This is a genomic window from Salmonella sp. SJTUF15570 (genome assembly GCF_043357055.1).
GTDB lineage: Bacteria > Pseudomonadota > Gammaproteobacteria > Enterobacterales > Enterobacteriaceae > Salmonella > Salmonella enterica.
Window position 1 is genome coordinate 24,764 of record NZ_JBEUKJ010000018.1, and the last position, 25,401, is coordinate 50,164.

At 52.4% G+C, this 25,401-nt stretch carries 22 protein-coding genes and 1 other RNA gene; 12 read left to right on the forward strand and 11 right to left on the reverse strand.

Going from position 1 to position 25,401, the window contains the following annotated elements:
• Window positions 1–24: 24 nt before the first annotated feature.
• From pflB to garL, 9 genes are all read right to left on the reverse strand, one after another.
• Window positions 25–2,319 (reverse strand): formate C-acetyltransferase, encoded by a 2,295-nt coding sequence (gene pflB / locus ABVN44_RS23015; RefSeq protein WP_000867323.1) that lies wholly within the window; start codon window positions 2,317–2,319, stop codon window positions 25–27.
• A 33-nt stretch (window positions 2,320–2,352) separates the two neighbouring features.
• A complete protein-coding gene (gene tdcD / locus ABVN44_RS23020) occupies window positions 2,353–3,561 on the reverse strand; it encodes a propionate kinase (protein WP_023232317.1) in 1,209 nt (402 codons plus the stop codon).
• Between the two features lie 67 nt (window positions 3,562–3,628).
• On the reverse strand, window positions 3,629–4,960 hold the full coding sequence (tdcC, locus tag ABVN44_RS23025) for a threonine/serine transporter TdcC (RefSeq protein WP_000108129.1): 1,332 nt from the start codon (window positions 4,958–4,960) through the stop codon (window positions 3,629–3,631).
• Between the two features lie 20 nt (window positions 4,961–4,980).
• Window positions 4,981–5,970, reverse strand: a complete 990-nt coding sequence (tdcB, locus tag ABVN44_RS23030; RefSeq protein WP_000548368.1) for a bifunctional threonine ammonia-lyase/L-serine ammonia-lyase TdcB — start codon at window positions 5,968–5,970, stop codon at window positions 4,981–4,983.
• A 97-nt stretch (window positions 5,971–6,067) separates the two neighbouring features.
• Entirely contained in the window at window positions 6,068–7,006 is a 939-nt protein-coding gene (gene tdcA, locus ABVN44_RS23035; protein WP_001094907.1) for a transcriptional regulator TdcA, read from the reverse strand.
• Between the two features lie 827 nt (window positions 7,007–7,833).
• Window positions 7,834–8,208, reverse strand: an RNA gene (gene rnpB / locus ABVN44_RS23040) — RNase P RNA component class A.
• A gap of 32 nt (window positions 8,209–8,240) precedes the next feature.
• Window positions 8,241–9,386, reverse strand: coding sequence for a glycerate 2-kinase (gene garK / locus ABVN44_RS23045; protein WP_000706458.1), 1,146 nt, complete (start codon window positions 9,384–9,386; stop codon window positions 8,241–8,243).
• A gap of 97 nt (window positions 9,387–9,483) precedes the next feature.
• Window positions 9,484–10,374, reverse strand: coding sequence for a 2-hydroxy-3-oxopropionate reductase (garR, locus tag ABVN44_RS23050; protein WP_000178106.1), 891 nt, complete (start codon window positions 10,372–10,374; stop codon window positions 9,484–9,486).
• 25 nt (window positions 10,375–10,399) lie between these two features.
• Complete coding sequence (garL, locus tag ABVN44_RS23055) at window positions 10,400–11,170, reverse strand: 2-dehydro-3-deoxyglucarate aldolase (RefSeq protein WP_001057715.1); 771 nt, start codon at window positions 11,168–11,170, stop codon at window positions 10,400–10,402.
• Between the two features lie 529 nt (window positions 11,171–11,699).
• Here garL and garD point away from each other — a divergent pair.
• The 8 genes from garD to ABVN44_RS23095 all read left to right on the forward strand — a co-directional run bounded on the left by garD (window position 11,700) and on the right by ABVN44_RS23095 (window position 19,916).
• On the forward strand, window positions 11,700–13,271 hold the full coding sequence (garD, locus tag ABVN44_RS23060; RefSeq protein ID WP_001273723.1) for a galactarate dehydratase: 1,572 nt from the start codon (window positions 11,700–11,702) through the stop codon (window positions 13,269–13,271).
• A 257-nt stretch (window positions 13,272–13,528) separates the two neighbouring features.
• Window positions 13,529–14,383, forward strand: coding sequence for a tagatose bisphosphate family class II aldolase (locus ABVN44_RS23065; protein WP_000469979.1), 855 nt, complete (start codon window positions 13,529–13,531; stop codon window positions 14,381–14,383).
• Between the two features lie 119 nt (window positions 14,384–14,502).
• Window positions 14,503–15,774 carry a tagatose-bisphosphate aldolase subunit GatZ gene (gene gatZ, locus ABVN44_RS23070; protein WP_000658736.1) on the forward strand — a complete coding sequence of 424 codons (1,272 nt, stop codon included), beginning with the start codon at window positions 14,503–14,505 and terminating at the stop codon, window positions 15,772–15,774.
• 14 nt (window positions 15,775–15,788) lie between these two features.
• Window positions 15,789–16,253 carry a PTS galactitol transporter subunit IIA gene (gatA, locus tag ABVN44_RS23075; protein ID WP_023232319.1) on the forward strand — a complete coding sequence of 155 codons (465 nt, stop codon included), beginning with the start codon at window positions 15,789–15,791 and terminating at the stop codon, window positions 16,251–16,253.
• A gap of 30 nt (window positions 16,254–16,283) precedes the next feature.
• Window positions 16,284–16,568, forward strand: a complete 285-nt coding sequence (gene gatB, locus ABVN44_RS23080) for a PTS galactitol transporter subunit IIB (RefSeq protein ID WP_000824293.1) — start codon at window positions 16,284–16,286, stop codon at window positions 16,566–16,568.
• 3 nt (window positions 16,569–16,571) lie between these two features.
• Window positions 16,572–17,945, forward strand: a complete 1,374-nt coding sequence (locus ABVN44_RS23085; RefSeq protein ID WP_023232320.1) for a galactitol-specific PTS transporter subunit IIC — start codon at window positions 16,572–16,574, stop codon at window positions 17,943–17,945.
• Between the two features lie 43 nt (window positions 17,946–17,988).
• On the forward strand, window positions 17,989–19,032 hold the full coding sequence (gene gatD / locus ABVN44_RS23090) for a galactitol-1-phosphate 5-dehydrogenase (RefSeq protein ID WP_000844173.1): 1,044 nt from the start codon (window positions 17,989–17,991) through the stop codon (window positions 19,030–19,032).
• 110 nt (window positions 19,033–19,142) lie between these two features.
• Window positions 19,143–19,916 carry a DeoR/GlpR family DNA-binding transcription regulator gene (locus ABVN44_RS23095; RefSeq protein ID WP_001083899.1) on the forward strand — a complete coding sequence of 258 codons (774 nt, stop codon included), beginning with the start codon at window positions 19,143–19,145 and terminating at the stop codon, window positions 19,914–19,916.
• Window positions 19,917–20,073: 157 nt separating this feature from the next.
• Here ABVN44_RS23095 and rsmI read toward each other — a convergent pair whose 3' ends face one another.
• The gene (gene rsmI, locus ABVN44_RS23100; RefSeq protein ID WP_000812295.1) at window positions 20,074–20,937 is read right to left on the reverse strand and encodes a 16S rRNA (cytidine(1402)-2'-O)-methyltransferase; all 864 of its coding nucleotides are present in this window, start codon (window positions 20,935–20,937) and stop codon (window positions 20,074–20,076) included.
• Between the two features lie 63 nt (window positions 20,938–21,000).
• On the opposite strand from rsmI, the gene ABVN44_RS23105 reads away from it, so the two are divergent.
• The 4 genes from ABVN44_RS23105 to dolP are packed head-to-tail and all read left to right on the forward strand — an operon-like array spanning window position 21,001 to window position 24,593.
• On the forward strand, window positions 21,001–23,043 hold the full coding sequence (locus ABVN44_RS23105; RefSeq protein ID WP_023232321.1) for a penicillin-binding protein activator: 2,043 nt from the start codon (window positions 21,001–21,003) through the stop codon (window positions 23,041–23,043).
• Complete coding sequence (locus ABVN44_RS23110; protein ID WP_000057285.1) at window positions 23,001–23,396, forward strand: YraN family protein; 396 nt, start codon at window positions 23,001–23,003, stop codon at window positions 23,394–23,396. The genes ABVN44_RS23105 and ABVN44_RS23110 overlap by 43 nt, the downstream gene beginning before the upstream one ends.
• A gap of 21 nt (window positions 23,397–23,417) precedes the next feature.
• Window positions 23,418–24,008, forward strand: coding sequence for a DnaA initiator-associating protein DiaA (diaA, locus tag ABVN44_RS23115; RefSeq protein WP_000893481.1), 591 nt, complete (start codon window positions 23,418–23,420; stop codon window positions 24,006–24,008).
• A 9-nt stretch (window positions 24,009–24,017) separates the two neighbouring features.
• A complete protein-coding gene (gene dolP / locus ABVN44_RS23120) occupies window positions 24,018–24,593 on the forward strand; it encodes a division/outer membrane stress-associated lipid-binding lipoprotein (RefSeq protein WP_000643280.1) in 576 nt (191 codons plus the stop codon).
• A 66-nt stretch (window positions 24,594–24,659) separates the two neighbouring features.
• Here dolP and ABVN44_RS23125 read toward each other — a convergent pair whose 3' ends face one another.
• Entirely contained in the window at window positions 24,660–25,295 is a 636-nt protein-coding gene (locus ABVN44_RS23125; RefSeq protein WP_023232322.1) for an NAD(P)H-binding protein, read from the reverse strand.
• Window positions 25,296–25,401 lie beyond the last annotated feature (106 nt).

Sequence of the window (25,401 nt, forward strand, 5' to 3'; positions counted from 1 at the left end):
ATCCACACGATCGCCCCGTTCACGTTACATCGCCTGAGTAAAGGTGCGCGAAATAACGTCCTGTTGCTGCTCACGAGTCAGCGCATTGAAGCGCACGGCATAGCCGGAAACGCGGATCGTCAGGTTCGGGTAGTTTTCCGGATGTTCAATCGCATCCAGCAACATTTCACGGTTCATGACATTGACGTTCAGATGCTGCCCGCCTTCTACCTGTGCTTCATGATGGAAATAGCCGTCCAGCAGGCCGACAAGATTGGTTTTCCGCACCGCATCTTCTTTCCCGAGCGCCGCAGGCACAATCGAGAAGGTGTACGAAATACCGTCTTTGGCGTAGGTAAACGGCAGTTTCGCCACCGACGTCAGCGAGGCCACCGCCCCTTTGCGGTCACGACCGTGCATCGGGTTCGCCCCCGGCGCGAACGGCGTTCCGGCGCGGCGTCCATCCGGCGTATTGCCGGTCTTCTGCCCGTACACGACGTTCGAGGTGATGGTCAAAATGGACTGCGTCGGCACCGCATTGCGATACGTCGGCAACACGCTAATTTTTTGCATAAAGCGTTTCACCAGGTCGCAGGCGATGCTGTCCACGCGCTCATCGTTGTTGCCGTACTGCGGATACTCGCCTTCAATAGCGAAGTCGATGGCAAGGCCGTTTTCGTCGCGGATCGGCTTCACCTGAGCGTACCTGATGGCGGACAGGGAATCCGCCGCCACCGACAGTCCGGCGATGCCGCACGCCATCGTCCGATACACATCACGGTCGTGCAGCGCCATCAGCGAAGCTTCATAGCTGTACTTATCGTGCATGTAGTGAATGATGTTCAGCGCGCTAATGTACTGCACCGCCAGCCAGTCCATAAAATGGTCGAGGCTCTCCATTACTGCGTCATAATCCAGCACCTCATCCGTTAACGGCGCGGTTTTCGGCCCGACCTGGATTTTCAGTTTCTCATCAACGCCGCCATTGATAGCGTACAGCAACGTTTTGGCAAGGTTGGCGCGCGCGCCGAAGAACTGCATCTGCTTACCGATGACCATCGGGCTGACGCAACAAGCGATAGCATAATCGTCGCTGTTAAAGTCGGTACGCATTAAATCGTCGTTTTCATACTGCAAAGATGAGGTCACGATGGAGACCTGCGCAGCATATTTCTTGAATGCCACCGGCAACGCTTCTGACCACAGTATGGTCAGGTTCGGCTCCGGCGCTGGCCCCATCGTGTGCAGGGTATGCAGATAACGGAAAGAGTTCTTCGTCACCAGCGTGCGGCCATCAAGCCCCATCCCGCCAATAACTTCGGTGGCCCAGATCGGATCGCCGGAAAAGAGCGAATCAAATTCCGGCGTGCGCAGGAAGCGCACCATGCGGATCTTCATGATGAAATGGTCGATCAGTTCCTGCGCCTGCTGCTCTGTCAGAAGGCCCGCGTTGAAATCGCGCTCAATGTAGATATCAAGGAACGAGGCGGTTCTTCCCAGCGACATTGCACCGCCATTTTGCGATTTTACCGCCGCCAGATAAGCGAAGTAGAGCCACTGTACCGCTTCCTGCGCGTTCCGCGCCGGGCGGGAGATATCGTAGCCGTATTTCGCCGCCATCTCCTGCATTTGCAGCAGCGCGCGACGGTGCTCCGCCAACTCCTCACGCAGGCGAATCGTCGCCTCAAGATTCTGTCCCTGCTCCAGATTCGACTGCAGGTCGGCGAATTGCAGCTCGCGTTCGCGCACCAGATAACGGATACCATACAGCGCGACGCGGCGATAATCGCCAATAATGCGCCCGCGACCATAACCATCCGGCAAACCGGTTAATACGCCAGATTTACGGCAGCGCAGCATATCCGGCGAGTAAACATCGAATACGCCCTGATTATGGGTTTTCCGCAGGTCGGTAAAGGTATATTCAAAATCGGCGTCCATTTCGCGGCCATAGGCGTGGAATGAACTTTTGATCATGTTAACGCCGCCAAACGGATGCAAAGCGCGTTTAAGCGGCTTATCCGTTTGTAAACCGACGATTTTTTCCAGCTCTTTTTCAATATATCCCGCATCGTGTGCAGTAATCGTCGTCGCGATATTAGTATCGAAATCCACCGGCGCATGGGTCGCATTCTCGATACGTATTCCCGCCATCACCTTTTCCCACAACGCCGTGGTCGCTGGCGTCGCGTCGGCGAGAAAAGATTCATCCCCCTCATAGGGCGTATAGTTATGCTGAATAAAATCACGGACATTAATTTCTTCTTTCCAGTCCGTACCTTTAAAATCACGCCATGCTTCGGCATACAGCATATCGCTGGTATCGATATTTACCTTCATGAAAAATAATCTCTCTACAGAACAGCCGTTAAGTTATGCAAATTCTACTGGTGCTTTCACGTTGCCTAAATGAATGGCATCAAGGGCAATCATTTTCTCTTCATTCGTGGGAATAACAGCGCAAATAACCTGAGAAGGGTTAGCGGAAATAATGCGCTCGCCGTGAGAATTCGGCTGCTTATTCATTTCAACGTCTAACGTAAGCCCCAGTACGCCCAGATGTTCAATGACCAACTGGCGAATTAATACTGAATTTTCACCAATACCGCCGGTAAAAATAATGCCATCCAGCCGATGTAACGATGCCGCGTGTCCGGCAATGTGACGGGCGATACGGTGGACAAACGTTTTTATCGCTAACCGGGCGCGCTCATGTCCTTCGTGCCAGGCTTTTTCCAGGACTCTAAGGTCGGATGACAACCCGGAGATGCCGAGCAAACCGGACTCTTTATTCACCACTCGCTCCAGATCGCTCAACGTCTGCCCGGTTTCTTTGGCTATCCACGCCATCGCGCCGAAATCAACGTCGCCGCTGCGAGTGCCCATCATCAGCCCCTCAAGCGGCGTCATCCCCATTGAGGTATCCACGCTCTGACCATTGCGTACCGCGCAGATAGACGCCCCATTGCCCAGATGCGCGACAATCAGACCCGAGTTTTTTTTATCGAGGTCAAGCAGTTCATACGCGCGCCGCGAAACATAGCGATGCGACGTACCGTGAAAGCCGTAGCGACGCACACCCAGGCTGGAAAAATACTCCCACGGCAATCCGTATAAATAGGCTTCCGGTGCCAGCGTCTGGTGGAAACTGGTATCAAATACCGCCACCTGACACACGGCCGGGAAAAGGTGCCGCGCCGCGTCAATGCCGCTTAAATTAGCGTAATTATGCAGCGGCGCTAAAGGCGATACCCGACGAATATTATCGATAATCTCATCGGTAATAATGACGGACTGCGTAAATAGCTCTCCACCGTGCGCGATACGGTGGCCAATTAATGCCACGCTATCCGTTAAATCACGTTTTTCCAGCTCAAAGGCAATGGCTTTTAACGCGTCCTCATAATTAGAGTGCGCGAGGTTTATCGGCTTATCGCCATTAATAGATAAAAAGGCGTTTTCAGTATTCATTCCATCTGCTATTCCCGCCATTAAAACATCACAGGTAGCGACATCCAGTACAGAGAATTTGATAGAAGATGATCCGCAATTAATGACCAGAACGACCGGAAATTCATTCATGTAGTGCCTCCGTCGATGTCAGCCTGCGTCCGCGCCCTGGGGGCGGAATGCAGGCTAAACGTGAGGATTAGAACAATTTATAGACAATATTCAGGATGGTCAGCAGACCAATCAGGGTGACGAACACGTTATCCAGACGACCACGGTACTTCGCCAGCGACGGCGCTTTACGAATGGCGTACATCGGCAGCAGGCATAACAGCGAGGCGATAATCGGCGCGCCCATCGCTTCAATCAGGTCCAGAATGTTCGGGTTTGCGTAAGCTACGACCCAGGTAGACCCCATAATGAAGATCATACTGATGGTATTAAGCTTGCCCATAGAGACTTTGGTTTTATCGCCTTTATAACCAAATTTCAGCACCAGGCCGTTCAGCCCTTCCAGCGTCCCCAGGTAGTGGCCGAAGAAAGATTTGAAAATAGCAACCAGCGCGATGATAGACGCGCCATACTCCAGCACCGTTGCAAAAGTGGATTTTGTCCCCGACAAAGAGGCGAAATGGTTGGCCAGGTAGGAAAGTACCGGAATGTTCTGCGCTTTCGCATCCGCCATGTTCTGTGGAGAGAGCGTAAACAGGCAGCTAAAGGCGAAGAACATCACCACGGCGACCATCAGCATACTGGCACGCGAGATGATCTGTGAACATTTACGCTCGGTAAATTCGCGGCCAAACTCTTTCTCATACTCTTCACGCTTAGACACCACGAAGGAAGAGACGATAGGCGAAAAGTTAAAGGAGAACACCATGATAGAGATGCCCAGCCACACCGTAACCAGTATGCCATCATGCCCGGTCAGCGCGATATTACTGAGATCAACCTGATCGATAACCGCCGAGTTCCAGTAAGGAATCAGCGATAATGAGATTAGCACCAGGCTGGCGATAAATGGCCATACCAGGTAACTCATCACCTTAACCATCAGATCTTTACCAAACCAGATCACAAAGGCCATCAGCAGCAGCAAGAACAGCGCCACGAAACCGCGATTCAACGCTGGCATCTGCAACTGGTTTTCCCAAAACGTCATGAACGTGTTAGTAATGGTGACGCCATAAATCCACAGCAGCGGGCAAATCGCAAAGAAGTAAAGGAACGTGATAACTACCCCGCCCGTTTTACCAAAGTGCTCTTCGACCGTTTCCGTAATATTGCCGGACGGATTAGATCCGGATAAACACAGACGCGCCAGCGCCCGGTGACAATAGAACGCAATGGGGTAAGCTAAAACCAGCATCAGCAGAATGGGGATAAGCCCGCCAAACCCGGCGCGGATAGGGAAGAACAGCACCCCGGCGCCGATGGCGGTACCAAATAAACCCAGCGTCCACGTCGTGTCCGATTTACGCCATGACGACTGTTTTGCCTGGCTGGATACAATGCTATCAGTAGTACTCATATCCTATCCTCACAAAAAGATTAAGCGTCAACTAAACCCGTAATTTGTGATACACGAGAAAGATCGATATTGCCGCCAGAAATAATACTGACCGTTTTTCTGTTCTGAATATGGCTATCTAATTTCCCGCTTAATAGTGCGGCGCAGGCCAGTGCGCCAGCGCCTTCAGTAATAACCTTATTGCGCTGAATTAAAGCGATCATGCTGTTACGAATTTCATCTTCGCTAACCAGAACAATGTCATCGACTAATTCACGAACAATTTCATAGGTTAAATTACCCGGGCGGGAGACATCACAACCATCCGCCAGGGTGCCGGTCGTTCGGTGCGTGGTTATTTCGCCAGCGTAATAAGACGCCGCCATACCGTGAACATTTTCGGCCTGTACGCCGATAACTTTAATGGTCGGGTTAATCGATTTAATCGCAATGGCAATACCTGCAATTAAACCACCGCCGCCAATAGGCACGATGACATTATCGACATCGTACAGATCTTCCATAATTTCCAGACCAATAGTGCCCTGCCCGGCAATAACTTTTGGATCGTCGTAAGGCGGAATAAAAATGCGGCCTTCGGTTTCGACAATTTCACTCACCTTAGCAATGGTGTCATTGAAGTTGTCACCGTGGAGCACCACTTCCGCCGAATAATCACAGGTGGCCGCCACTTTTGACTTTGGCGCGCCCTTCGGCATCACGACTTTGCCGTCAATACCCAGCATTGCGCAAGAAAGAGAAACGCCCTGTGCATGATTACCTGCGGAACAGGCCACGACGCCTTTACGTTTTTCCGCCTCCGTTAACGAGCTAAGTTTGTTAAAAGCGCCACGAATTTTAAATGAACCCGTACGCTGCATATTTTCAAACTTGAGAAATATTTCGCCTTTGCAACGTTCACTAAAATAGTTAGAGCGAGGCATTCCCGTTTTATATATCTTCCCCGCCAGTCTTTTTTTCGCTTCGAGGATATCTTCAATTGCAACCGGGAGATCGTATGTAATGTGCATTATAACCTCTTAACCTGGGTATTAAAAATAAGTTACCGTTGCCCACTGTTCAAAAGAAACAGGTGACGTCAATTTTGCTAAATATGTTTATTCCATATCATTCAATTTCTATTAACTGCCTGCGTCTGCATCCATTATATGATGAATATTGCTTAGCCAATTCTACTAATACTGAAGCGGCTTTTTTGATACGATAATTTTTAGACCATACCGCCGCATAACGTGCGACGGGTAATGTGTCTTTTATGGGTATCGTGATAAATTGATTAGAGCCAAAAGGCGTGGTCATATCGCAGGGAATAACAGTTAAGAAATCAGCATTGAGAACAAGATTATATATTGTGACAACGGAATCTGTTTTAACAATGTTTTCGATGCTGATGCCATTTCGTTGTAGAGTGGTGAGTAATTCGCTGTAGTAGCCCATATTCGTTTGCGGCAACACCCACTGTTCGTCCTTTAACGATTCCAGTGTGATGGTGCCGGTGCATGTTCGGGACTTGCTGGCTACCAGGACAAACTCTGATTCAAACAGCGGCTCGACATGCAGATCCTGTAGTTGCATTTCATTACTGAGCGTACCGATAGCAAAGTCCAGCCGCCCGTCGCGCAGGGCCGGCAGGAATGAAGAGAGCTGGGCTTCGTACATGGATACCTGCGCTTTTGGAAATACCTCTTTGAACTTATGAATCATATCGGACATGAAGGTAAAGCCAATCAGCGAAGGAAAACCAAACGAGACGTCGACAACGGTATTGCACGTCATACTGTTCATCTCGTTGATCATGTTTTTCATTTCGCGTGTGATAGATTCAGACCAGGAAAGCAGTACCTGTCCCGCTTCGGTCAACGTAACGCCGGTATTTTTGCGTACAATTAGCTCAACGCCAAAATAGGCCTCAACATCGCTAATGATTTTACTGACGGCGGGTTGGGTTAACCCTAACGATTTTGCGGCAGAACCGATAGAACCACTTCTAATGACTTCCTGAAAGACCACCAAATGCTGTGTTTTAGGGAGAACAAGAGTATTCATATCTACCGCTCTGAAATAACATTGTGAACGGCAGGAAGTGTAGCAAATTAAATCTTAAAGGTTATGTGCGACCACTCACAAATTAACTTACCACAATTTTTACATGGTCTTTATTAAATAAAGAAAATCAATTACTTCAATGAGTTACAAAAACAAAACAGCAACTTAGCCTGATTTCAATCAAAAAATAGGGTCGGGATAACGATATATTATGGCGATAACCAGCCTATTTTATCTCCTATTTTCGACATCCCATGAAGACGATATTTCAATCAATTACGGGACATTTTATCGGCAATTCCAGCGTTAAATTTAAAGCGTAATTTCTCAAATTTAAGTATAAACCGAAGGTAAATGCGCTTAAAAACCGTTACGCGTCACATTTTTTTACCTTATTTGTTTGTAAAGAAACATTTAATAAAATTTTAACCAAAATATTTCATACATTTAATTTTCATTTACAACAAATAATTTACACCGCTTTCTTGCTGTTTTTCAGGATGTAATTTTGTGAAAGAAATCGATTGCTTTTCACTTCAACTAAAAAGAGCGCAATCCATAGCGTTTTGTGTTTCTCATCACAAAAACGAATAATATTATGTCACCACGGCTGTCAATTAATTGCCGGATGGTGACGCTGGCGTCTTCTGCAACCTCTATACCCTTCACCGGCCTGATAAGCAAAAACCCGCCGAAGCGGGTTTTATGAAGAGATGAAACTGACCGATAAGCCGCTTTCTTTTGGGTATAGCGTCGTGGACAGTCATTCATCCTGCCGCCCTGTAAAAGCAAAACCCCGCCAGCTTACACTGACGGGTTTTATGAAGAGGTGAAACTGACCGATAAGCCGGGTTCTGTCGTGGACAGTCATTCATCTAGGCCAGCAATCGCTCACTGGCTCAAGCAGCCTACCCGGGTTCAGTACGGGCCGTACCTTATGAACCCCTATTTGGCCTTGCTCCGGGTGGAGTTTACCGTGCCACGGACTGTTACCAGCCGCGCGGTGCGCTCTTACCGCACCCTTTCACCCTTACCTGATCCCACTTGCGTGGGCCATCGGCGGTTTGCTCTCTGTTGCACTGGTCGTGGGTTTCCCCCCCAGGCGTTACCTGGCACCCTGCCCTATGGAGCCCGGACTTTCCTCCCCTCCGCCCGTCTCCCCGAAAGGACGACGACGAAGCGGCGACTGTCTGGTCAGCTTCGGCGCGCAGTATAGAGGGTTCGCGCGACTTTGTCACCCTGCGCTGCGCATTCCTATCGCCAGAGCGGCAGCAACATTTCTGGATGCCCGATAAATATTGTCAAAAGCGCCCCGAAAAGCCTCCTCCAGCGTCACGATGCGCGTGAGTACGCTAAAGACAGCGTCGATGCCATAGTGATGCACTATCCCTACATCGTGCGTCAGGCTGCCGGCAATGCCAATCACTGGCTTATGATATTTTTTCGCCACATTCGCGACGCCAATCGGCACTTTACCGCGAATACTTTGGCTATCAATCCGCCCTTCTCCCGTCACCACCAGCGTACAGTCGTGGATATGCTCCTCCAGGTTCAGTGCCGCCGTGACAATTTCGATCCCGCTGCGTAATTCCGCACCGAGAAAAGCCATTAACGCCGCCCCCATACCGCCTGCCGCGCCTGCGCCGGGCGCCGCCTTTACGTCGACATTCAGCGATTTTTTTATGATGTCGGCATAGTGAGCAAGATTTCTGTCCAGCTCAACAATGTTCTCTTCGGTCGCACCTTTCTGCGGCCCAAAAATTCGTGATGCGCCGTTGTCGCCGATCAGAGGATTAGATACATCGCATGCGACACGAATCGCGCAGAGTTTTAAACGGGGATCGAGCTCTGAAATATCAATGTCGCTTAGACAATGAAGGCTTCCGCCACCGTAACCAATATCCGCGCCGTTTGCATCGCGCAGTTTTGCGCCTAACGCCTGCATCATCCCTGCGCCGCCGTCATTTGTCGCGCTGCCGCCAATGCCGATAATGATATTGCTTGCGCCGCTTTCCAGCGCCTGCAATATCAGCTCCCCCGTTCCCCGCGAGGTAGTAATCAAAGGGTTGCGTTTTTCTGGTGGAACCAGCGCCAGTCCGCTGGCCGCCGCCATTTCAATAAACGCGGTTTTACCATCCCCGGACATTCCCCAGCAGGCTTTCACTTTTTCACCCAACGGCCCGGTCACCCATGCGGCGCGTTCAACGCCCTGCGTCGCGGCAATCATGGCTTCGACCGTTCCTTCGCCGCCATCGGCAACCGGAACAGAGACATATTGCGCATCGGGGAAAATTTCCCGAAATCCTTTTTCTATCGCCTGCGCTACCTCGGCGGCAGAAAGGCTTTCTTTATAGGAGTCGGGGGCAATTACGATTTTCATAGTGGTAGCCTGTTACTGCACAACGCCGGATGGCGTTTCACTTATCCAGCCTGAAATTCAGGCCCGGATCGCTACACGCCATCCGGGCACAACGTCGTTAGCGAGTGACTTCCACTTTCGCCAGTTTTTCGTAGTAGCACGCCAGCGCGCTATGGTCGTCATTACCGTGTCCATCCGCGCGTAACGCCTGCATCATTTCCATAACGGCGGCGGTCAGCGGGAGCTGCGCGCCAACGCCGTGGGAGGTATCCAGCGCATTCGCCAGATCTTTAATGTGCAGATCGATACGGAAACCTGGCTTAAAGTTTCGGTCCATGACCATCGGCGCTTTCGCATCCAGTACCGTGCTGCCAGCCAGACCGCCGCGAATCGCCTGATAGACCAAATCCGGGTTGACGCCCGCTTTAGTCGCCAGCGTCAGCGCTTCAGACATGGCGGCGATATTCAACGCCACGATCACCTGGTTAGCCAGTTTTGTGACGTTGCCTGCGCCGATATCGCCGGTATGCACCACGGAACCCGCCATCGCTTTCATCAGGTCGTAGTACTTGTCGAAAATGGCTTTATCGCCCCCCACCATCACCGACAGCGTGCCATCAATCGCCTTCGGCTCGCCGCCGCTGACCGGCGCATCCAACATCTCAACGCCCTTCGCCTTCAGCGCATCGCTGATTTCACGGCTTGCCAGCGGCGCGATAGAACTCATATCAATCAATACGGTTCCCGGCTTCGCGCCTTCGATGATACCGTTCTCGCCCAGCGCAACCTCTTTCACATGCGGAGAGTTAGGCAGCATCGTGATGATGACGTCACACTGTTCAGCGATCGCCTTCGCCGTAGAGGCCGTTTCCGCGCCTGCGGCAATGACGTCGGCAATCGCTTCAGGATTACGATCGGACACCACCAGCGAATACCCTGCTTTCAGTAAGTTTTTGCTCATGGGCTTACCCATGATGCCTAAGCCAATAAAGCCAACTTTCATCGTCATAGCGTTCTCTCTTTCCATACCAGGATTATTTTTTAAAGGTGTCGGCAAGCTTCTGCGTGCTGGCGCGGAATGCGCCTAAATCGCTGCCAACGGCGACAAAGGTCGCGCCCCATTCCAGATAACGGCGGGCATCCGCCTCTACCGGCGCCAGAATGCCGCACGGTTTACCGTGCGCTTTAGCGCGGGCGAAAATATGTTGAATCGTCTGCTGCACGTCAGGGTGAGAAGCATTGCCGAGATGACCCAGCGCGGCGGCCAGATCGCTGGGGCCGACAAAAATGCCATCAACGCCTTCCGTTGCGGCGATGGCATCAACATTGTCGACACCCAACTGGCTTTCGATTTGAACAATAATGGTGATGTTTTTGTTCGACTGCGCAAAGTAATCAGGCACCGTACCGAACATATTCGCGCGGTGAGAAACGGAGACGCCGCGAATGCCTTCCGGCGGGTAACGCGTCGAGGCGACGGCGCGAGCCGCTTCCTCTTGCGTTTCAACAAAGGGGATCAGGAAATTATAAAACCCAATATCCAACATCCGTTTGATAATGACCGGTTCATTGGTTGGCACACGTACCACAGGCGCGCTGGCGCTGCCTTTCAATGCCATTAACTGCGGAATTAAGGTGGTCACATCGTTCGGCGCATGTTCGCCATCCAGCACCAGCCAGTCAAATCCCGCCAGACCAAGAACTTCGGTGGTGATTGGGCTTGCCAGTGCAGACCAGCAGCCAATCTGCACCTGTTGCGCCGCCAGCGCCGCTTTAAACTTATTCGGGAAAATAGCGTTATTCATCGCTTATACCTTCGCTTATTTCTTTAATTCTCTACATGTGATGCCGCCACCATAACTTATAGCAACGACAATAAAATGCTTATCTGAAATCAGAATGGGTCTCCGCATTCTATTTCTAATGTGGTACACATCCTGTAGCACAATATACCGTTCTGATATCTTTATCGTCTTTTATTATTATCATGGTATTTTCAAATAACTCGTCAGATACACTGAATTCGCCATTCAGTATAAACAGCCTATGGCGGATAATCATTGTGCAAACGCTCATTAAAAAGGGATTATTTAACGCTTATTTTTGAGCATACGCCCATGATACTGGGCGCTAATGCACACATTTACGCTTTACCCGGCCTACATAAAAAATTTCATAATTTGCGGTGATCTGGATCACATTCTTATATTTATACTCCTGTCATTCTTATTTCATTATGCATGAACTTTATTTCTTATATTGAGATTTAACGATTTAACCATAACCAAAATAGATAATCCTATTTCTATCATCCAGGCTGGAGAATGTTGAACAATGGCCAATATCGAAATTCGCCAGGAATCGCCATCGGCGTTTTATATAAAAGTACATGAAACCGATAATGTCGCAATTATTGTTAATGACCACGGTCTTAAAGCCGGAACACGTTTTCCGGATGGCCTGGAACTGACTGAACATATTCCGCAAGGCCATAAAGTTGCTCTGACGGATATCCCCGCTCACGGCGAAATCATCCGTTATGGCGAAGTCATCGGTTATGCGGTACGCGACATCCCGCGCGGAAGCTGGATCGACGAGTCGCTGGTTGAACTGCCAAAAGCGCCGCCGCTGAATACGCTACCGCTGGCGACCAAAGTACCGGAACCGCTGCCGCCGCTGGAAGGCTATACGTTTGAGGGCTATCGTAACGCCGATGGCAGCGTCGGCACCAAAAATCTGCTTGGCATTACCACCAGCGTGCACTGTGTGGCGGGCGTGGTCGATTATGTGGTGAAAGTGATTGAGCGCGATCTCCTGCCCAAATACCCGAATGTCGATGGCGTTGTAGGGCTAAACCATCTGTACGGCTGCGGCGTGGCAATCAACGCGCCGGCGGCGGTCGTGCCGATTCGCACGATTCATAATATCGCGCTCAACCCCAATTTTGGCGGCGAAGTGATGGTGATTGGCCTCGGTTGCGAAAAACTGCAGCCGGAACGGCTGCTGGAAGGCACCGAGGATGTTCCCGCCATCGCCGTTGAAAGCGCCAGTATTGTGCGTTTACAGGACGAGCAGCATGTCGGCTTTAAATCAATGGTCGACGATATTTTGCGGGTCGCCGAACGCCATCTGACGAAACTGAACCAGCGCCAGCGCGAAACCTGCCCGGCCTCCGAGCTGGTCGTCGGGATGCAATGCGGCGGCAGCGATGCGTTTTCTGGCGTCACGGCAAACCCGGCGGTGGGTTATGCTTCCGATCTGCTGGTACGCTGCGGCGCGACCGTCATGTTCTCGGAGGTCACCGAAGTGCGCGATGCCATTCATCTTCTGACGCCGCGCGCCATCAACGAAGCCGTGGGTAAACGCCTGCTGGATGAAATGGCCTGGTACGATAACTACCTTGATATGGGGAAAACCGATCGCAGCGCTAACCCGTCCCCTGGCAACAAAAAAGGCGGTCTGGCGAACGTCGTGGAAAAAGCGTTGGGCTCTATCGCTAAATCGGGTAAGAGCGCCATTGTCGAAGTATTGTCGCCGGGCCAACGCCCCACCAAACGCGGCCTGATTTACGCCGCGACGCCCGCCAGCGATTTCGTCTGCGGCACGCAGCAGGTCGCTTCCGGCATTACCGTACAGGTCTTTACCACCGGACGCGGCACGCCGTACGGGCTGATGGCGGTGCCGGTCATTAAAATGGCGACGCGTACCGAGCTGGCGAACCGCTGGTATGACTTAATGGATATCAATGCAGGCACCATCGCCACGGGTGAAGAGACAATCGAAGATGTGGGCTGGAAGCTATTTCACTTTATTCTCGATGTCGCCAGCGGCCGGAAAAAGACTTTCTCAGATCAATGGGGATTGCATAACCAGCTGGCAGTGTTTAACCCGGCACCTGTGACCTGATCCAGTCAGTACCCTTCTCCGACCAGGGTATAACCGCATAATCTGTAGACCGGGTAAGCGCCAGCGCTACCCGGTATTTTTTCGCCCTTAGTCTGTAGTCTGAAGCACGTCTGCCCGACATGCTTTTTTTATACCTGACTTTCGATAACTTCCATTTTATTTCGAAACTTTCATTTATCAGATCAAAATCACAAAAAAACATTCCGAAAGCCTATAAATTCTTTCACAGAAAACAAACGAAAGATTTCGGAGGAAGGATGTTTATCATTTCAGGCAGAACAATGCTAAAGAAGGCGCAGCAGGAAGGTTATGCTGTGCCGGCGTTTAACATCCACAACCTGGAGACATTGCAAGTGGTGGTGGAAACCGCCGCAGAATTGCGCTCTCCGCTGATTGTCGCCGGTACGCCAGGCACCTTTAGCTACGCAGGCGTCGGTAATATCGTGGCTATCGCCGCAGAACTGGCGAAAAGCTGGAACCATCCTCTCGCGGTACATCTCGATCATCATGAAAAACTGGCCGACATCAAAATGAAAGTCGCCGCCGGGGTACGCTCGGTCATGATCGACGGGTCGCATTTCCCCTTTGCCGACAATATTGCGCTGGTGAAAAGCGTGGTTGATTACTGTCATCGCTACGATGTCAGCGTTGAAGCTGAACTTGGGCGTCTCGGCGGGCAGGAAGACGATCTTATCGTTGACGGCAAAGATGCGCTTTATACCCATCCGGAACAGGCCCGGGAATTTGTAGAAAAAACGGGTATCGACTCGTTAGCCATTGCTATCGGCACCGCTCACGGCCTCTACACCGCTGAACCAAAACTTGATTTTGAACGACTGACGGAAATTCGTCAGCGGGTTGATGTCCCCTTAGTCCTTCACGGCGCCTCTGGCCTGCCGACCCGCGATATTACCCGCGCTATTTCGCTGGGCATCTGCAAAGTTAACGTCGCGACCGAGCTTAAAATCGCTTTTTCTGGCGCGCTTAAAAACTATTTAACGCAACACGCAGAGGCCAGCGATCCCCGCCATTACATGATCCCGGCGAAAGCGGCCATGAAAGAGGTTGTACGTAAAGTGATTGCCGACTGCGGTTGTGAAGGGAAGCTCTAAAGCCCCCGGATTTAGCACGGCAAAGGGCGTTTTCATAGCTGGATCACGAAAGCCATTATTATCCTTTGCCTTCAAACCAAAAATATTATGAAGATAAACAAAAGATATCGGAGCCAGAAGTGAAAGAAATAATTTCTCGTCACAAAGCAGGGGAACAGATAGGGATCTGTTCCGTATGTTCAGCACACCCGCTGGTGATTGAATCCGCATTACGTTTTGATCTGAATAGCGGGAACAAAGTTCTGATCGAAGCGACCTCTAACCAGGTTAATCAGTTTGGCGGTTATACCGGAATGAAACCGGCTGATTTTCGTGATTTTGTTTATGGCATTGCTCAGGAAGTGGGATTTCCACGTGAGCGGTTGATTCTTGGTGGCGATCATTTAGGGCCTAACTGCTGGCAGAACGAACCGGCAGCGGCGGCAATGGAAAAGTCGGTTGAGTTAATAAAAGCGTATGTCGCCGCTGGTTTTAGCAAAATTCACCTGGACGCGTCAATGTCCTGCGCTGACGACCCGACACCGTTGGATCCGATGGTCGTTGCACGCCGTGCCGCCGTGCTTTGTAAAGCAGCAGAAGAGACCGCAAACGAAGAACAAAAATGCCATCTGACTTATGTCATCGGCACGGAAGTGCCCGTTCCTGGCGGTGAAGCCAGTACCATCGGCAGCGTTCATGTCACCCGCGAAGTCGATGCTGCACGTACGCTGGAAACTCACCAAATCGCGTTTCGTGAATCAGGTCTGGAAGAAGCACTGTCACGCGTGATCGCCATTGTGGTACAGCCGGGCGTTGAATTTGATCATACCCAGATTATTCATTATCAGCCGCAGGCGGCACAGGCGCTCTCCGCATGGATAAAAGAAACGCCGATGGTCTATGAAGCGCATTCGACTGATTATCAGACGCGACAGGCCTACCGTGCGCTGGTACGCGATCATTACGCCATTCTGAAGGTCGGCCCGGCGCTCACTTTCGCGCTGCGCGAAGCCATTTTCGCACTTGCGCAAATGGAAAACGAGCTGATCTCCCCGGAACAACGTAGTCGGGTACTGGAGGTCATTGATGAAGTTATGCTAAACGAACCGGGCTACTGGAAAAAATACTACCGTCCAACCTGGAGCCAGGCGATGGTCGACATCCACTTTAGTTTGTCTGACCGTATTCGCTATTACTGGCCGCACCCGCGTATTCGTCAAAGCGTAGAGAAGTTAATCGCCAATCTGAATAACGTCACATTGCCGCTGGGATTAATTAGCCAGTTTATGCCCGTACAGTTTGAACGCCTGTCTGAGGGCGTGCTCACCCCCACGCCGCATAACCTGATTATTGACAAAATTCAGGATGTTCTGCGCGCTTATCGCTTCGGTTGCACGCCGGATGTCGCCTGAATAATGGAGAATTTATGAGCCAACTATTTGTCCGAACCGGAATCACATTCGACTCGAGCCAACAGGCGCTGGCGCACATTGGCAAAGAGATGCTGGCGAAAGGCGCGGTACATGATAGTTATCCGCAGGCGCTGGTGGAACGTGAAGCGTCTTTTCCTACCGGCATTGCGCTGGAGCGTCACGCCGTCGCTATCCCTCATTGCGAGGCGGTTCATGCGAAATCACCCGCTATCTATCTGATTCGTCCAGATAAGCCGGTCATGTTTCAACAGGCGGATGATGACGAAGAGATTGCCGTTTCGTTAATCATCGCCTTAATCGTTGAAAACCCGGCGGCACAGCTAAAACTTCTGCGCCGCCTGTTTAGTGAGCTACAGAACCCAAGCACCCTCGATGCCCTGTTAAGCGCGCCGGATGCCGAACTGGCGATACGCTTTCAGGAAACCATCCTTGAGCCTGAGCAGTGCGTCCAGGTTTGATAATAAATTGATAATAATGAGGAATACCCTATGAAACGTAAAGTAATTGTGGCCTGTGGCGGTGCGGTTGCAACCTCAACGATGGCTGCGGAAGAAATTAAAGAGCTATGTGATGCCAACCATATTGAGCTCGACTTAGTGCAATGCCGGGTCACCGAAATCGAAACCTATATGGACGGCGCCGATCTTATCTGTACCACTGCCAGGGTCGATCGCGCCTTTGGCGATATTCCCGTCGTTCACGGTATGCCTTTTGTTTCCGGCGTGGGTATTGAAGCATTACAGCAAAAAATTCTGTCCATTCTCATGGGGTAACGTATGTTTAGCGAAATAATGCGTTATATCCTCGACTTAGGCCCAACGGTGATGTTGCCTCTGGTGATCATCGTGTTCTCTAAACTGCTGGGAATGAAGCTTGGGGATTGTTTTAAATCGGGTTTGCATATTGGTATCGGCTTCGTGGGTATTGGTCTGGTCATCGGCCTGATGCTGGATTCTATCGGCCCCGCGGCGAAAGCCATGGCGGAACATTTCCAAATCAATCTCCACGTTATTGACGTCGGCTGGCCGGGTTCATCGCCCATGACCTGGGCGTCACAAATCGCGCTGGTCGCGATCCCTGTCGCCATCGGGGTTAACGTCCTGATGCTGGTGACCCGCATGACCCGCGTGGTGAATGTCGATATCTGGAATATCTGGCACATGACCTTCACGGGCGCCATGCTGCATCTGGCGACCGGTTCATACTGGCTGGGGATTCTGGGCGTTGTGGTTCATGCCGCCTTTGTCTACAAACTGGGGGACTGGTTTGCCAAAGATACCCGCGACTATTTTGGCCTCGAGGGGATTGCAATCCCACACGGCTCATCCGCGTACCTGGGCCCCGTGGCGGTGCTCGTTGATACCATTATCGAAAAAATTCCGGGTCTCAATCGTATTCACTTTAGCGCAGACGATGTCCAGAAACGCTTCGGACCGTTTGGCGAGCCGGTGACTGTCGGCTTCGTGATGGGGCTGGTGATTGGTGTACTGGCAGGCTACGACGCCAAAGCCGTTCTGCAACTGGCGGTCAAAACCGCAGCGGTGATGCTGCTTATGCCACGCGTCATTAAACCTATTATGGATGGCCTAACGCCTATCGCCAAACATGCGCGTAAACGTCTACAGGCCAAATTTGGCGGGCAGGAGTTCCTGATAGGCCTTGATCCAGCGCTACTGCTCGGTCATACCTCTGTTGTCTCCGCGAGCCTGATATTCATTCCGCTGACCATCCTGATTGCCGTCTTAGTACCGGGGAACCAGGTGCTGCCGTTCGGCGACCTCGCCACCATCGGTTTCTTTATTGCGATGGCGGTTGCGGTACACCAGGGCAACCTGTTCCGCACGCTGATTTCAGGTGTCATTATTATGGGTATCACCCTGTGGATAGCCACGCAGACGATTGGCCTGCATACCCAACTGGCTGCCAATGCCGGAGCGCTAAAAGCAGGCGGACAAGTCGCCTCGCTGGATCAGGGCGGTTCCCCCATCACCTGGCTGCTGATTCAACTTTTTACCTGGCAGAATATCGTCGGCTTCGCCGTCATTGCCATTATCTATCTGTCCGGCGTACTGCTGACCTGGCGTCGCGCCCGACAGTTTGTCGCGGCTGAGAAAGCCACGGCGCTACAGCAAAGTCAAATCGCCTCTTAATTTTAGGGGAGCAATCGCTCCCCTCACCTTCCTGGAGAATGTTATGAAATCAGTGGTTATTCACGCTGAGGGAGACGTGCGCGTTGAAGAACGTCCCTTACCACAACTGCAAGCCGAGGACGATGTGTTGGTCAAAGTCGTTAGCTCAGGGCTTTGCGGGTCGGATATCCCGCGTATTTTCGCGCAGGGCGCCCATTATTATCCTATTACGTTAGGTCATGAATTCAGCGGCTACGTTGAATCCTACGGCACAGGCGTAACGGATATGCAGCCTGGCGATGCCGTCGCTTGTGTCCCGCTTCTTCCCTGCTTTCACTGTCCGCAATGCGAACGCGGTTACTTTTCTTTATGCAAACAGTATCAGTTTGTAGGATCGCGCAGCGAAGGCGGTAATGCGGAATATGTGGTGGTCAAACGGGCCAATCTTTTCCGCTTGCCGTCTGATATGCCAATTGAAGATGGCGCGTTTATCGAACCGATTACCGTGGGCTTACACGCCTTTCATCTGGCGCAGGGCTGCGAGGGGAAAAACGTAATTATCGTCGGGGCCGGGACAATTGGCCTGTTGGCCTTACAGTGCGCGCGGGAACTGGGCGCGCGAAGCGTAACGGCGATTGATATCAATCCGCAGAAACTGGAACTTGCGAAAGCGCTCGGCGCAACGCATACCTGTAATAGCCGGGAAATGACCGCCGACGACATCCAGACCGCGTTGTCCGACATTCAGTTTGATCAACTGGTTCTCGAAACGGCAGGAACTCCCCAGACCGTCTCGCTGGCTATCGATATCGCCGGGCCGCGCGCGCAACTGGCGCTGGTGGGGACGTTACATCACGATCTCACCCTGACAACGCGTACATTCGGGTTAATTTTGCGTAAAGAGCTCACGCTCCTCGGCAGTTGGATGAACTACTCCGCGCCATGGCCAGGAGAGGAATGGGAAACCGCAGCGCGCCTGTTGGCTGAAAAACGTCTTCAACTGGCCCCTCTCATTGCCCATCGCGGCGATGCGGAAAGCTTTGCAGAAGCAGTCAAAGCGCTTAATGGCGCGCCCATGCAGGGCAAAATTTTACTTCAACTTTCCTGATGGTACGAGCCAGCAACCTGCGCTGGCTCACATTTCCTTTCGAAATTTAGCGTTCACCTTTCGCAATCCTTCGTTTAAACTAGTTACAGTTAATTATCAGGCAAATCAATATGAACTCATTTGAGCGAAGAAATAAAATTGTCGACCTGATTAATACGCAAGGCAGCGTGCTGGTGATGGATCTTTCAAATACCTTTGGTATTTCTGAAGTGACTATCCGTGCTGACCTGCGTCTGCTGGAAGAGAAAGGCCTTGTCACCCGTTTTCATGGCGGCGCGGCAAAACCGGGAAGTCATCTGGCGGAAGGCGACAATCAGGAAGTCATTCTGGAAGATCGGTATCAACTCGCCAGCGATCCGAAAAAGCGGATTGCCCAGGCGGCTGCGGCAATGGTTGAAGAAGGAATGACCATCATTCTGGATAGCGGGAGCACAACATTACTGATTGCGGAAGCGCTCGCGCGAAAAAGCAATATTACGGTGATCACTAACAGCTTGCCTGCCGCTTTTACGCTATCAGAAAATAAAGATCTCACGCTGGTGGTCTGCGGCGGTACGGTACGGCATAAAACCCACTCAATGCACGGCACGATTGCGGAACGATCGCTACACGGCATCAGCGCCGATGTCATGTTTGTCGGGGCGGATGGCATTGATGCGACAAACGGTATTACCACGTTTAACGAAGGTTATTCCATTAGCGGCGTCATGGCGGCGGCGGCACACAAAGTTATCGCGGTACTGGACGCGACCAAATTTAACCGTCGCGGCTTTAACCAGGTATTGCCGATGGACAAGATCGACTGTGTGATAACCGATGACACCATCAGCAAACAGGATAAAGCGGCATTAGCGAAAACAGGCGTGGAATTAATGATCGTCTAAAAAGGAGTCGGTTATGCGTTGCTGATCGCGAGAGTAAGCCCGAAGGAAAGGTCCGGCCCGCTATCACCGCCCAATGCCCCCATCAATTTACCCACATCAATCACCTGATTGAGTATTAACGCGATGGCGATAAAAGGCGGTTCCCGGGCGCTCGCTTTTATTCTTCCTGCTGCTCCAGCGCATACTTATACAGCGCATTTTTCTTCACGCCGTGAATTTCTGCTGCCAGCGCCGCCGCTTTTTTCAGCGGCAGTTCTGCCTGTAGCAGCGCCAGCGTGCGCAGCGCGTCGGCGGGCAGGTCGTCTTCTTGCGCTTTATGGCCTTCGACAATCAGCACCATTTCGCCTTTGCGACGGTTTTCATCTTCTTTGACCCACGCCAGCAGCTCGCCAACGGGCGCGCCGTGAATGGTTTCCCAGGTTTTGGTCAGCTCACGCGCCAGCACCACATAACGGGATTCTCCCAATACCGCGACGATATCTTCCAGGCTATCTAACAGGCGGTGGGTTGACTCATAAAAAATCAGCGTTCGCGGTTCCGTTTCAATGGCTTTTAGCGCATCACGGCGGCCTTTGGATTTCGCCGGTAAAAAGCCTTCATAGCAGAAACGGTCGGATGGCAGGCCAGCGGCGCTCAGGGCGGTAATCGCCGCACATGGCCCCGGTAGCGGCACCACGCGAATCCCCGCTTCACGGCAGGTACGCACCAGGTGGTAGCCCGGATCGTTAATCAGCGGCGTACCGGCGTCGGAAACCAGCGCAATGTTCTGCCCTTCTTTTAGCTTCGCGACCAGCGTTTCCGCTTTTTGTTGTTCGTTATGGTCGTGCAGCGCGAACAATCGGGCATTAATCCCAAAATGTTGCAGCAATAAACCGGTGTGACGAGTATCCTCGGCGGCAATCAGATCTACAGCCTGTAACACCTCCAACGCACGCTGGGTAATATCCGCCAGATTACCGATAGGAGTAGGTACAATAAAGAGTTGGCCCTGAGAATTATCCGCCGATTCGTTTTGTTTCATTGTGTCGTCCGTATTGCCGATTTAATATTGAGCATTGCGTAAAAAAATATCACTGGATACAGTATGGTACCCTCAACATTTTCTCGTTTGAACGCCGCACGCGCGCTGCCTGTCGTCCTGGCTGCGCTACTTTTCGCCGGGTGCGGCACCCAGGCGCCAGATCAAAGCGCAGCCTATATGCAGGGTTCAGCGCAAGCTGACTCCGCCTTTTACCTGCATCAGATGCAGCAAAGCGCAGATGATAGCAAGACCAACTGGCAATTACTCGCCATTCATGCACTGCTGAAAGAAGGAAAAAGCCAGCAGGCCGTCGACCTGTTCAACCAACTCCCGCAAAATCTGAACGATACCCAGCGTCGCGAACAGTCTTTATTAGCGGTAGAAATCAAACTGGCGCAAAAAGATGTCGCAGGCGCGCAGGCCTTGCTGGATAAACTAAAACCCGCCGACTTTGCGCCACATCAGCAAGCGCGTTACTGGCAGGCGCAGATCGTTGCCAGCCAGGGACGCCCGTCGCTTACCCTGTTGCGGGCGTTAATCGCCCAGGAACCGCTACTGGCGGCGAAAGAGAAACAAAAAAATATCGACGCCACCTGGCAGGCGCTCTCCGCCATGACGCCGGATCAGGCCAGGACGCTGGTTATCAACGCCGATGAAAATGTGCTTCAGGGCTGGCTGGATCTGCAACGCGTCTGGTTTGACAACCGCAACGATCCGGACATGCTGAAAGCCGGGATCGCCGACTGGCAAAAACGCTACCCGCAAAATCCGGGGGCGAAAATGCTGCCGACGCAGCTCGTCAATGTACAACGTTTTAAACCAGCTTCCACCAGCAAAATCGCTCTGCTGCTGCCGCTGAACGGTCAGGCTGCCGTGTTTGGCCGTACCATCCAGCAAGGTTTCGAAGCCGCGAAAAACCTCGGCACCCAGGCGGTGGAAATGCAGCCTGCCGCCGCGCCTGACGCGCCGGTAGAACCTGGCGTGGAGGAGACGCAGCCACAAATGACCAACGGCGTCGCCAGTCCGTCGCAGGCCTCGGTGAGCGATCTGACTGATGACGCTCCATCCCAGTCCGCTACGCCAGTCAGCGCGCCACAAACTCCCCCTGCTACAGCAAGCGCGCCGGCGGATCCCTCCGCTGAATTAAAAATCTACGATACCTCTTCCCAGCCGTTGGATCAGGTGCTCGCTCAGGTTCAGCAAGACGGCGCCAGTATCGTGGTCGGGCCGCTGTTGAAAAACAATGTGGAAGCGCTGATGAAAAGCAACACGCCGCTCAACGTGCTGGCGCTCAACCAGCCGGAAACGGTACGTAGCTTCCCTAATATCTGCTATTTCGCGCTCTCTCCAGAAGATGAAGCCCGTGACGCGGCGCATCATATTTATAACCAGGGCAAGCAGTCGCCGCTGCTGTTGATCCCACGCAGCACGCTTGGCGATCGCGTGGCGAACGCCTTCACCCAGGAGTGGCAAAAACTGGGCGGCGGCATCGTGTTACAGCAAAAATTCGGCTCCGTAGCCGAGCTGAAAATGGGCGTGAACGGCGGCGCGGGTATCGCGTTGACGGGCAGTCCGGTCGCCGCCAGCGTGCCTGCGCAGCCTGGCGTCACCATTGGCGGTCTGACCATCCCTGCGCCGCCGACCGACGCGCAAATCACCGGCGGCGGACGCGTAGACGCGGTCTATATTCTGGCTACGCCGGAAGAGATTGGCTTTATCAAACCGATGATCGCCATGCGTAACGGCACTCAGAGCGGCGCGACGCTGTATGCCAGCTCCCGCAGCGCGCAAGGCACCTCCGGCCCTGACTTCCGTCTGGAAATGGAGGGTTTACAATACAGTGAAATTCCTATGCTGGCAGGCGGCAATATGCCGTTGATGCAGCAGGCGCTGAGCGCTGTACATAACGACTATTCTCTGGCGCGGATGTACGCCATGGGCGTGGATGCCTGGACGCTGGCGAACCACTTTTCGCAGATGCGTCAGGTGCAGGGATTTGAGATCAATGGCAATACCGGCGCATTAACCGCCAGCCCGGATTGTGTGATTAACAGGAAGTTATCATGGCTCAAATACCAGCAAGGGGAGATTGTTCCCGCCAGCTAACGCGTAAACAGGCTGGCGACGCGTGGGAAGCTGCCGCGCGTCGCTGGCTGGAAAGCAAAGGACTGCGGTTTATCGCCGCCAACGTGCGCGAGCGCGGCGGCGAAATCGATCTGATCATGCGCGACGGAAAAACGACGGTTTTTGTTGAGGTCCGCTATCGGCGCTCCGGGCTTTATGGCGGCGCGGCGGCTAGTGTGACCCGCAGCAAGCAACACAAATTATTACATACTGCCCGCTTGTGGCTCGCCCGCCAGAATGGGAGTTTTGATACTGTGGATTGTCGGTTCGATGTGTTAGCCTTCACCGGAAATGAGATTGAGTGGTTTCGGGATGCGTTTAACGACCACTCATAATTGAAGATTTTAAGGATTAGCGTGCTCGAAAGAATCAAAGTTTGCTTTACAGAAAGCATTCAAACTCAAATTGCTGCGGCGGAAGCGCTTCCGGATGCCATTTCCCGCGCCGCCATGACGCTGGTTCATTCCCTGCTTAACGGCAACAAAATCCTCTGTTGTGGAAACGGGACGTCCGCGGCCAACGCACAGCATTTTGCTGCCAGCATGATTAACCGCTTTGAAACGGAGCGACCCAGTTTACCCGCCATTGCACTAAATACCGATAATGTGGTCTTAACTGCGATCGCTAACGATCGCCTGCACGATGAAGTTTATGCAAAACAAGTCCGGGCGCTGGGACATGCAGGCGATGTTTTATTGGCGATCTCTACGCGTGGTAATAGTCGCGATATCGTAAAAGCCGTTGAAGCAGCCGTCACACGTGACATGACTATTGTGGCGCTAACCGGGTATGACGGGGGGGAGCTGGCCGGACTATTAGGGCCGCAGGATGTCGAAATTCGTATCCCTTCACACCACAGCGCGCGCATTCAGGAAATGCATATGCTGACGGTAAACTGCCTGTGCGATTTGATCGATAACACGCTTTTTCCTCACCAGGATGATTAAGGAGTACACATGAAGGCATTTTCGCCGCTCGCAGTCCTTATTTCTGCGTTGCTATTGCAAGGTTGCGTCGCCGCCGCGGTAGTGGGTACGGCAGCCGTCGGCACCAAAGCCGCAACCGACCCGCGTAGCGTGGGCACCCAGGTGGATGACGGAACGCTGGAACTGCGTGTCAGCAGCGCGCTGTCGAAAGATGAGCAAATCAAAAAAGAGACGCGCATCAATGTCACGGCTTATCAGGGCAAAGTTTTGTTAGTGGGCCAGTCGCCAAACAGCGAACTCTCCGCACGCGCTAAACAGATAGCGATGGGCGTTGAAGGCACCACCGAGGTCTATAACGAGATTCGCCAGGGTCAGCCTATCGGCCTGGGGACCGCCTCTAACGATACCTGGATCACCACGAAAGTTCGCTCACAGCTACTGACCAGCGATCAGGTAAAATCGTCAAACGTGAAAGTCACCACCGAGAATGGCGAAGTGTTCCTGCTGGGCCTGGTGACTGAACGTGAAGGTAAAGCGGCAGCAGACATCGCCAGCCGGGTGAGCGGCGTGAAACGCGTGACCACCGCCTTTACGTATATTAAGTAACCGGTGTGCCGGGTGGCGATAAGAATGTGTAAACCGCGTCGCCATCCGGTAAATCATCCGGCTTCGCTACCCCGCTTTTTCCCGCAGTTGCGATGAGGTCAGAATCGTCACGCCTTCTTGTGCTGGTGCCAGCGCTTCCGCCAGCATGGCCCGCGCCACATCCCGCGCATCAATCGATTTCCAGTTTCCTAGCAACAGCCGAAATAGCGGAGCGAAAAGCGTTTCATTCACCCGCCGCGTTGTTCTGTCGCCGAGCAGCATAGAAGGCCGGGCAATCGTCAAACGAGGCCAATTTTGCGCGATTAACGCCTCCTCCATTTCTCCTTTCACCCGATTGTAGAAAAACGGAGAGTGCGCGTTTGCTCCCATTGCGCTGACCACCAACATGTGCTGCGCGCCCAGTCGACGCCCGGTCAGCGCGGTATCAACCACCAGCGTATAATCCGCATGAATAAACGCCGCTTTACTTCCCGCTTCACGCCGGGTCGTGCCCAGGCAGCAAAAAACAATATCCACCGGGTCGGTCACCTGAGCTAACGCGTCGGTAAGCTGCGGATCGTGAGGGTTATAAACGCCGACAATATCCGTCAGCGGGCGACGCGTCGGCGCGGCGATAGCGCTCACCTGCGGCGTGTTGATTAACATTCTCAGCAGATGTCCGCCGACCAGTCCGGTCGCGCCGGTAATCAGTACCTGACTCATCCTCGCTCCTTTACAGATTTGTCCACCTTGCACTCTCGGCCCTATCGACCAGGCTTAATAGTCTACGAGGTAAGTATCCATCATTGTGGAAAATTTGCCTTACCCG

What these genes read in the sequence shown, in the direction of transcription:
- gatD (WP_000844173.1), top strand. Translation starts at nt 17,989, where the DNA reads ATGAAATCAGTGGTTATTCACGCTGAGGGAGACGTGCGCGTTGAAGAA.
- rsmI (WP_000812295.1), bottom strand. Translation starts at nt 20,937, where the DNA reads ATGAAACAAAACGAATCGGCGGATAATTCTCAGGGCCAACTCTTTATT.
- tdcD (WP_023232317.1), bottom strand. Translation starts at nt 3,561, where the DNA reads ATGAATGAATTTCCGGTCGTTCTGGTCATTAATTGCGGATCATCTTCT.
- garK (WP_000706458.1), bottom strand. Translation starts at nt 9,386, where the DNA reads ATGAAAATCGTAATTGCCCCCGACTCCTATAAAGAAAGCCTTTCTGCC.
- ABVN44_RS23125 (WP_023232322.1), bottom strand. Translation starts at nt 25,295, where the DNA reads ATGAGTCAGGTACTGATTACCGGCGCGACCGGACTGGTCGGCGGACAT.
- ABVN44_RS23065 (WP_000469979.1), top strand. Translation starts at nt 13,529, where the DNA reads ATGTTTATCATTTCAGGCAGAACAATGCTAAAGAAGGCGCAGCAGGAA.
- garD (WP_001273723.1), top strand. Translation starts at nt 11,700, where the DNA reads ATGGCCAATATCGAAATTCGCCAGGAATCGCCATCGGCGTTTTATATA.
- ABVN44_RS23105 (WP_023232321.1), top strand. Translation starts at nt 21,001, where the DNA reads ATGGTACCCTCAACATTTTCTCGTTTGAACGCCGCACGCGCGCTGCCT.
- tdcC (WP_000108129.1), bottom strand. Translation starts at nt 4,960, where the DNA reads ATGAGTACTACTGATAGCATTGTATCCAGCCAGGCAAAACAGTCGTCA.
- ABVN44_RS23095 (WP_001083899.1), top strand. Translation starts at nt 19,143, where the DNA reads ATGAACTCATTTGAGCGAAGAAATAAAATTGTCGACCTGATTAATACG.
- pflB (WP_000867323.1), bottom strand. Translation starts at nt 2,319, where the DNA reads ATGAAGGTAAATATCGATACCAGCGATATGCTGTATGCCGAAGCATGG.
- gatA (WP_023232319.1), top strand. Translation starts at nt 15,789, where the DNA reads ATGAGCCAACTATTTGTCCGAACCGGAATCACATTCGACTCGAGCCAA.
- gatB (WP_000824293.1), top strand. Translation starts at nt 16,284, where the DNA reads ATGAAACGTAAAGTAATTGTGGCCTGTGGCGGTGCGGTTGCAACCTCA.
- garL (WP_001057715.1), bottom strand. Translation starts at nt 11,170, where the DNA reads ATGAATAACGCTATTTTCCCGAATAAGTTTAAAGCGGCGCTGGCGGCG.
- ABVN44_RS23110 (WP_000057285.1), top strand. Translation starts at nt 23,001, where the DNA reads ATGGCTCAAATACCAGCAAGGGGAGATTGTTCCCGCCAGCTAACGCGT.
- tdcA (WP_001094907.1), bottom strand. Translation starts at nt 7,006, where the DNA reads ATGAATACTCTTGTTCTCCCTAAAACACAGCATTTGGTGGTCTTTCAG.
- garR (WP_000178106.1), bottom strand. Translation starts at nt 10,374, where the DNA reads ATGACGATGAAAGTTGGCTTTATTGGCTTAGGCATCATGGGTAAGCCC.
- ABVN44_RS23085 (WP_023232320.1), top strand. Translation starts at nt 16,572, where the DNA reads ATGTTTAGCGAAATAATGCGTTATATCCTCGACTTAGGCCCAACGGTG.
- dolP (WP_000643280.1), top strand. Translation starts at nt 24,018, where the DNA reads ATGAAGGCATTTTCGCCGCTCGCAGTCCTTATTTCTGCGTTGCTATTG.
- tdcB (WP_000548368.1), bottom strand. Translation starts at nt 5,970, where the DNA reads ATGCACATTACATACGATCTCCCGGTTGCAATTGAAGATATCCTCGAA.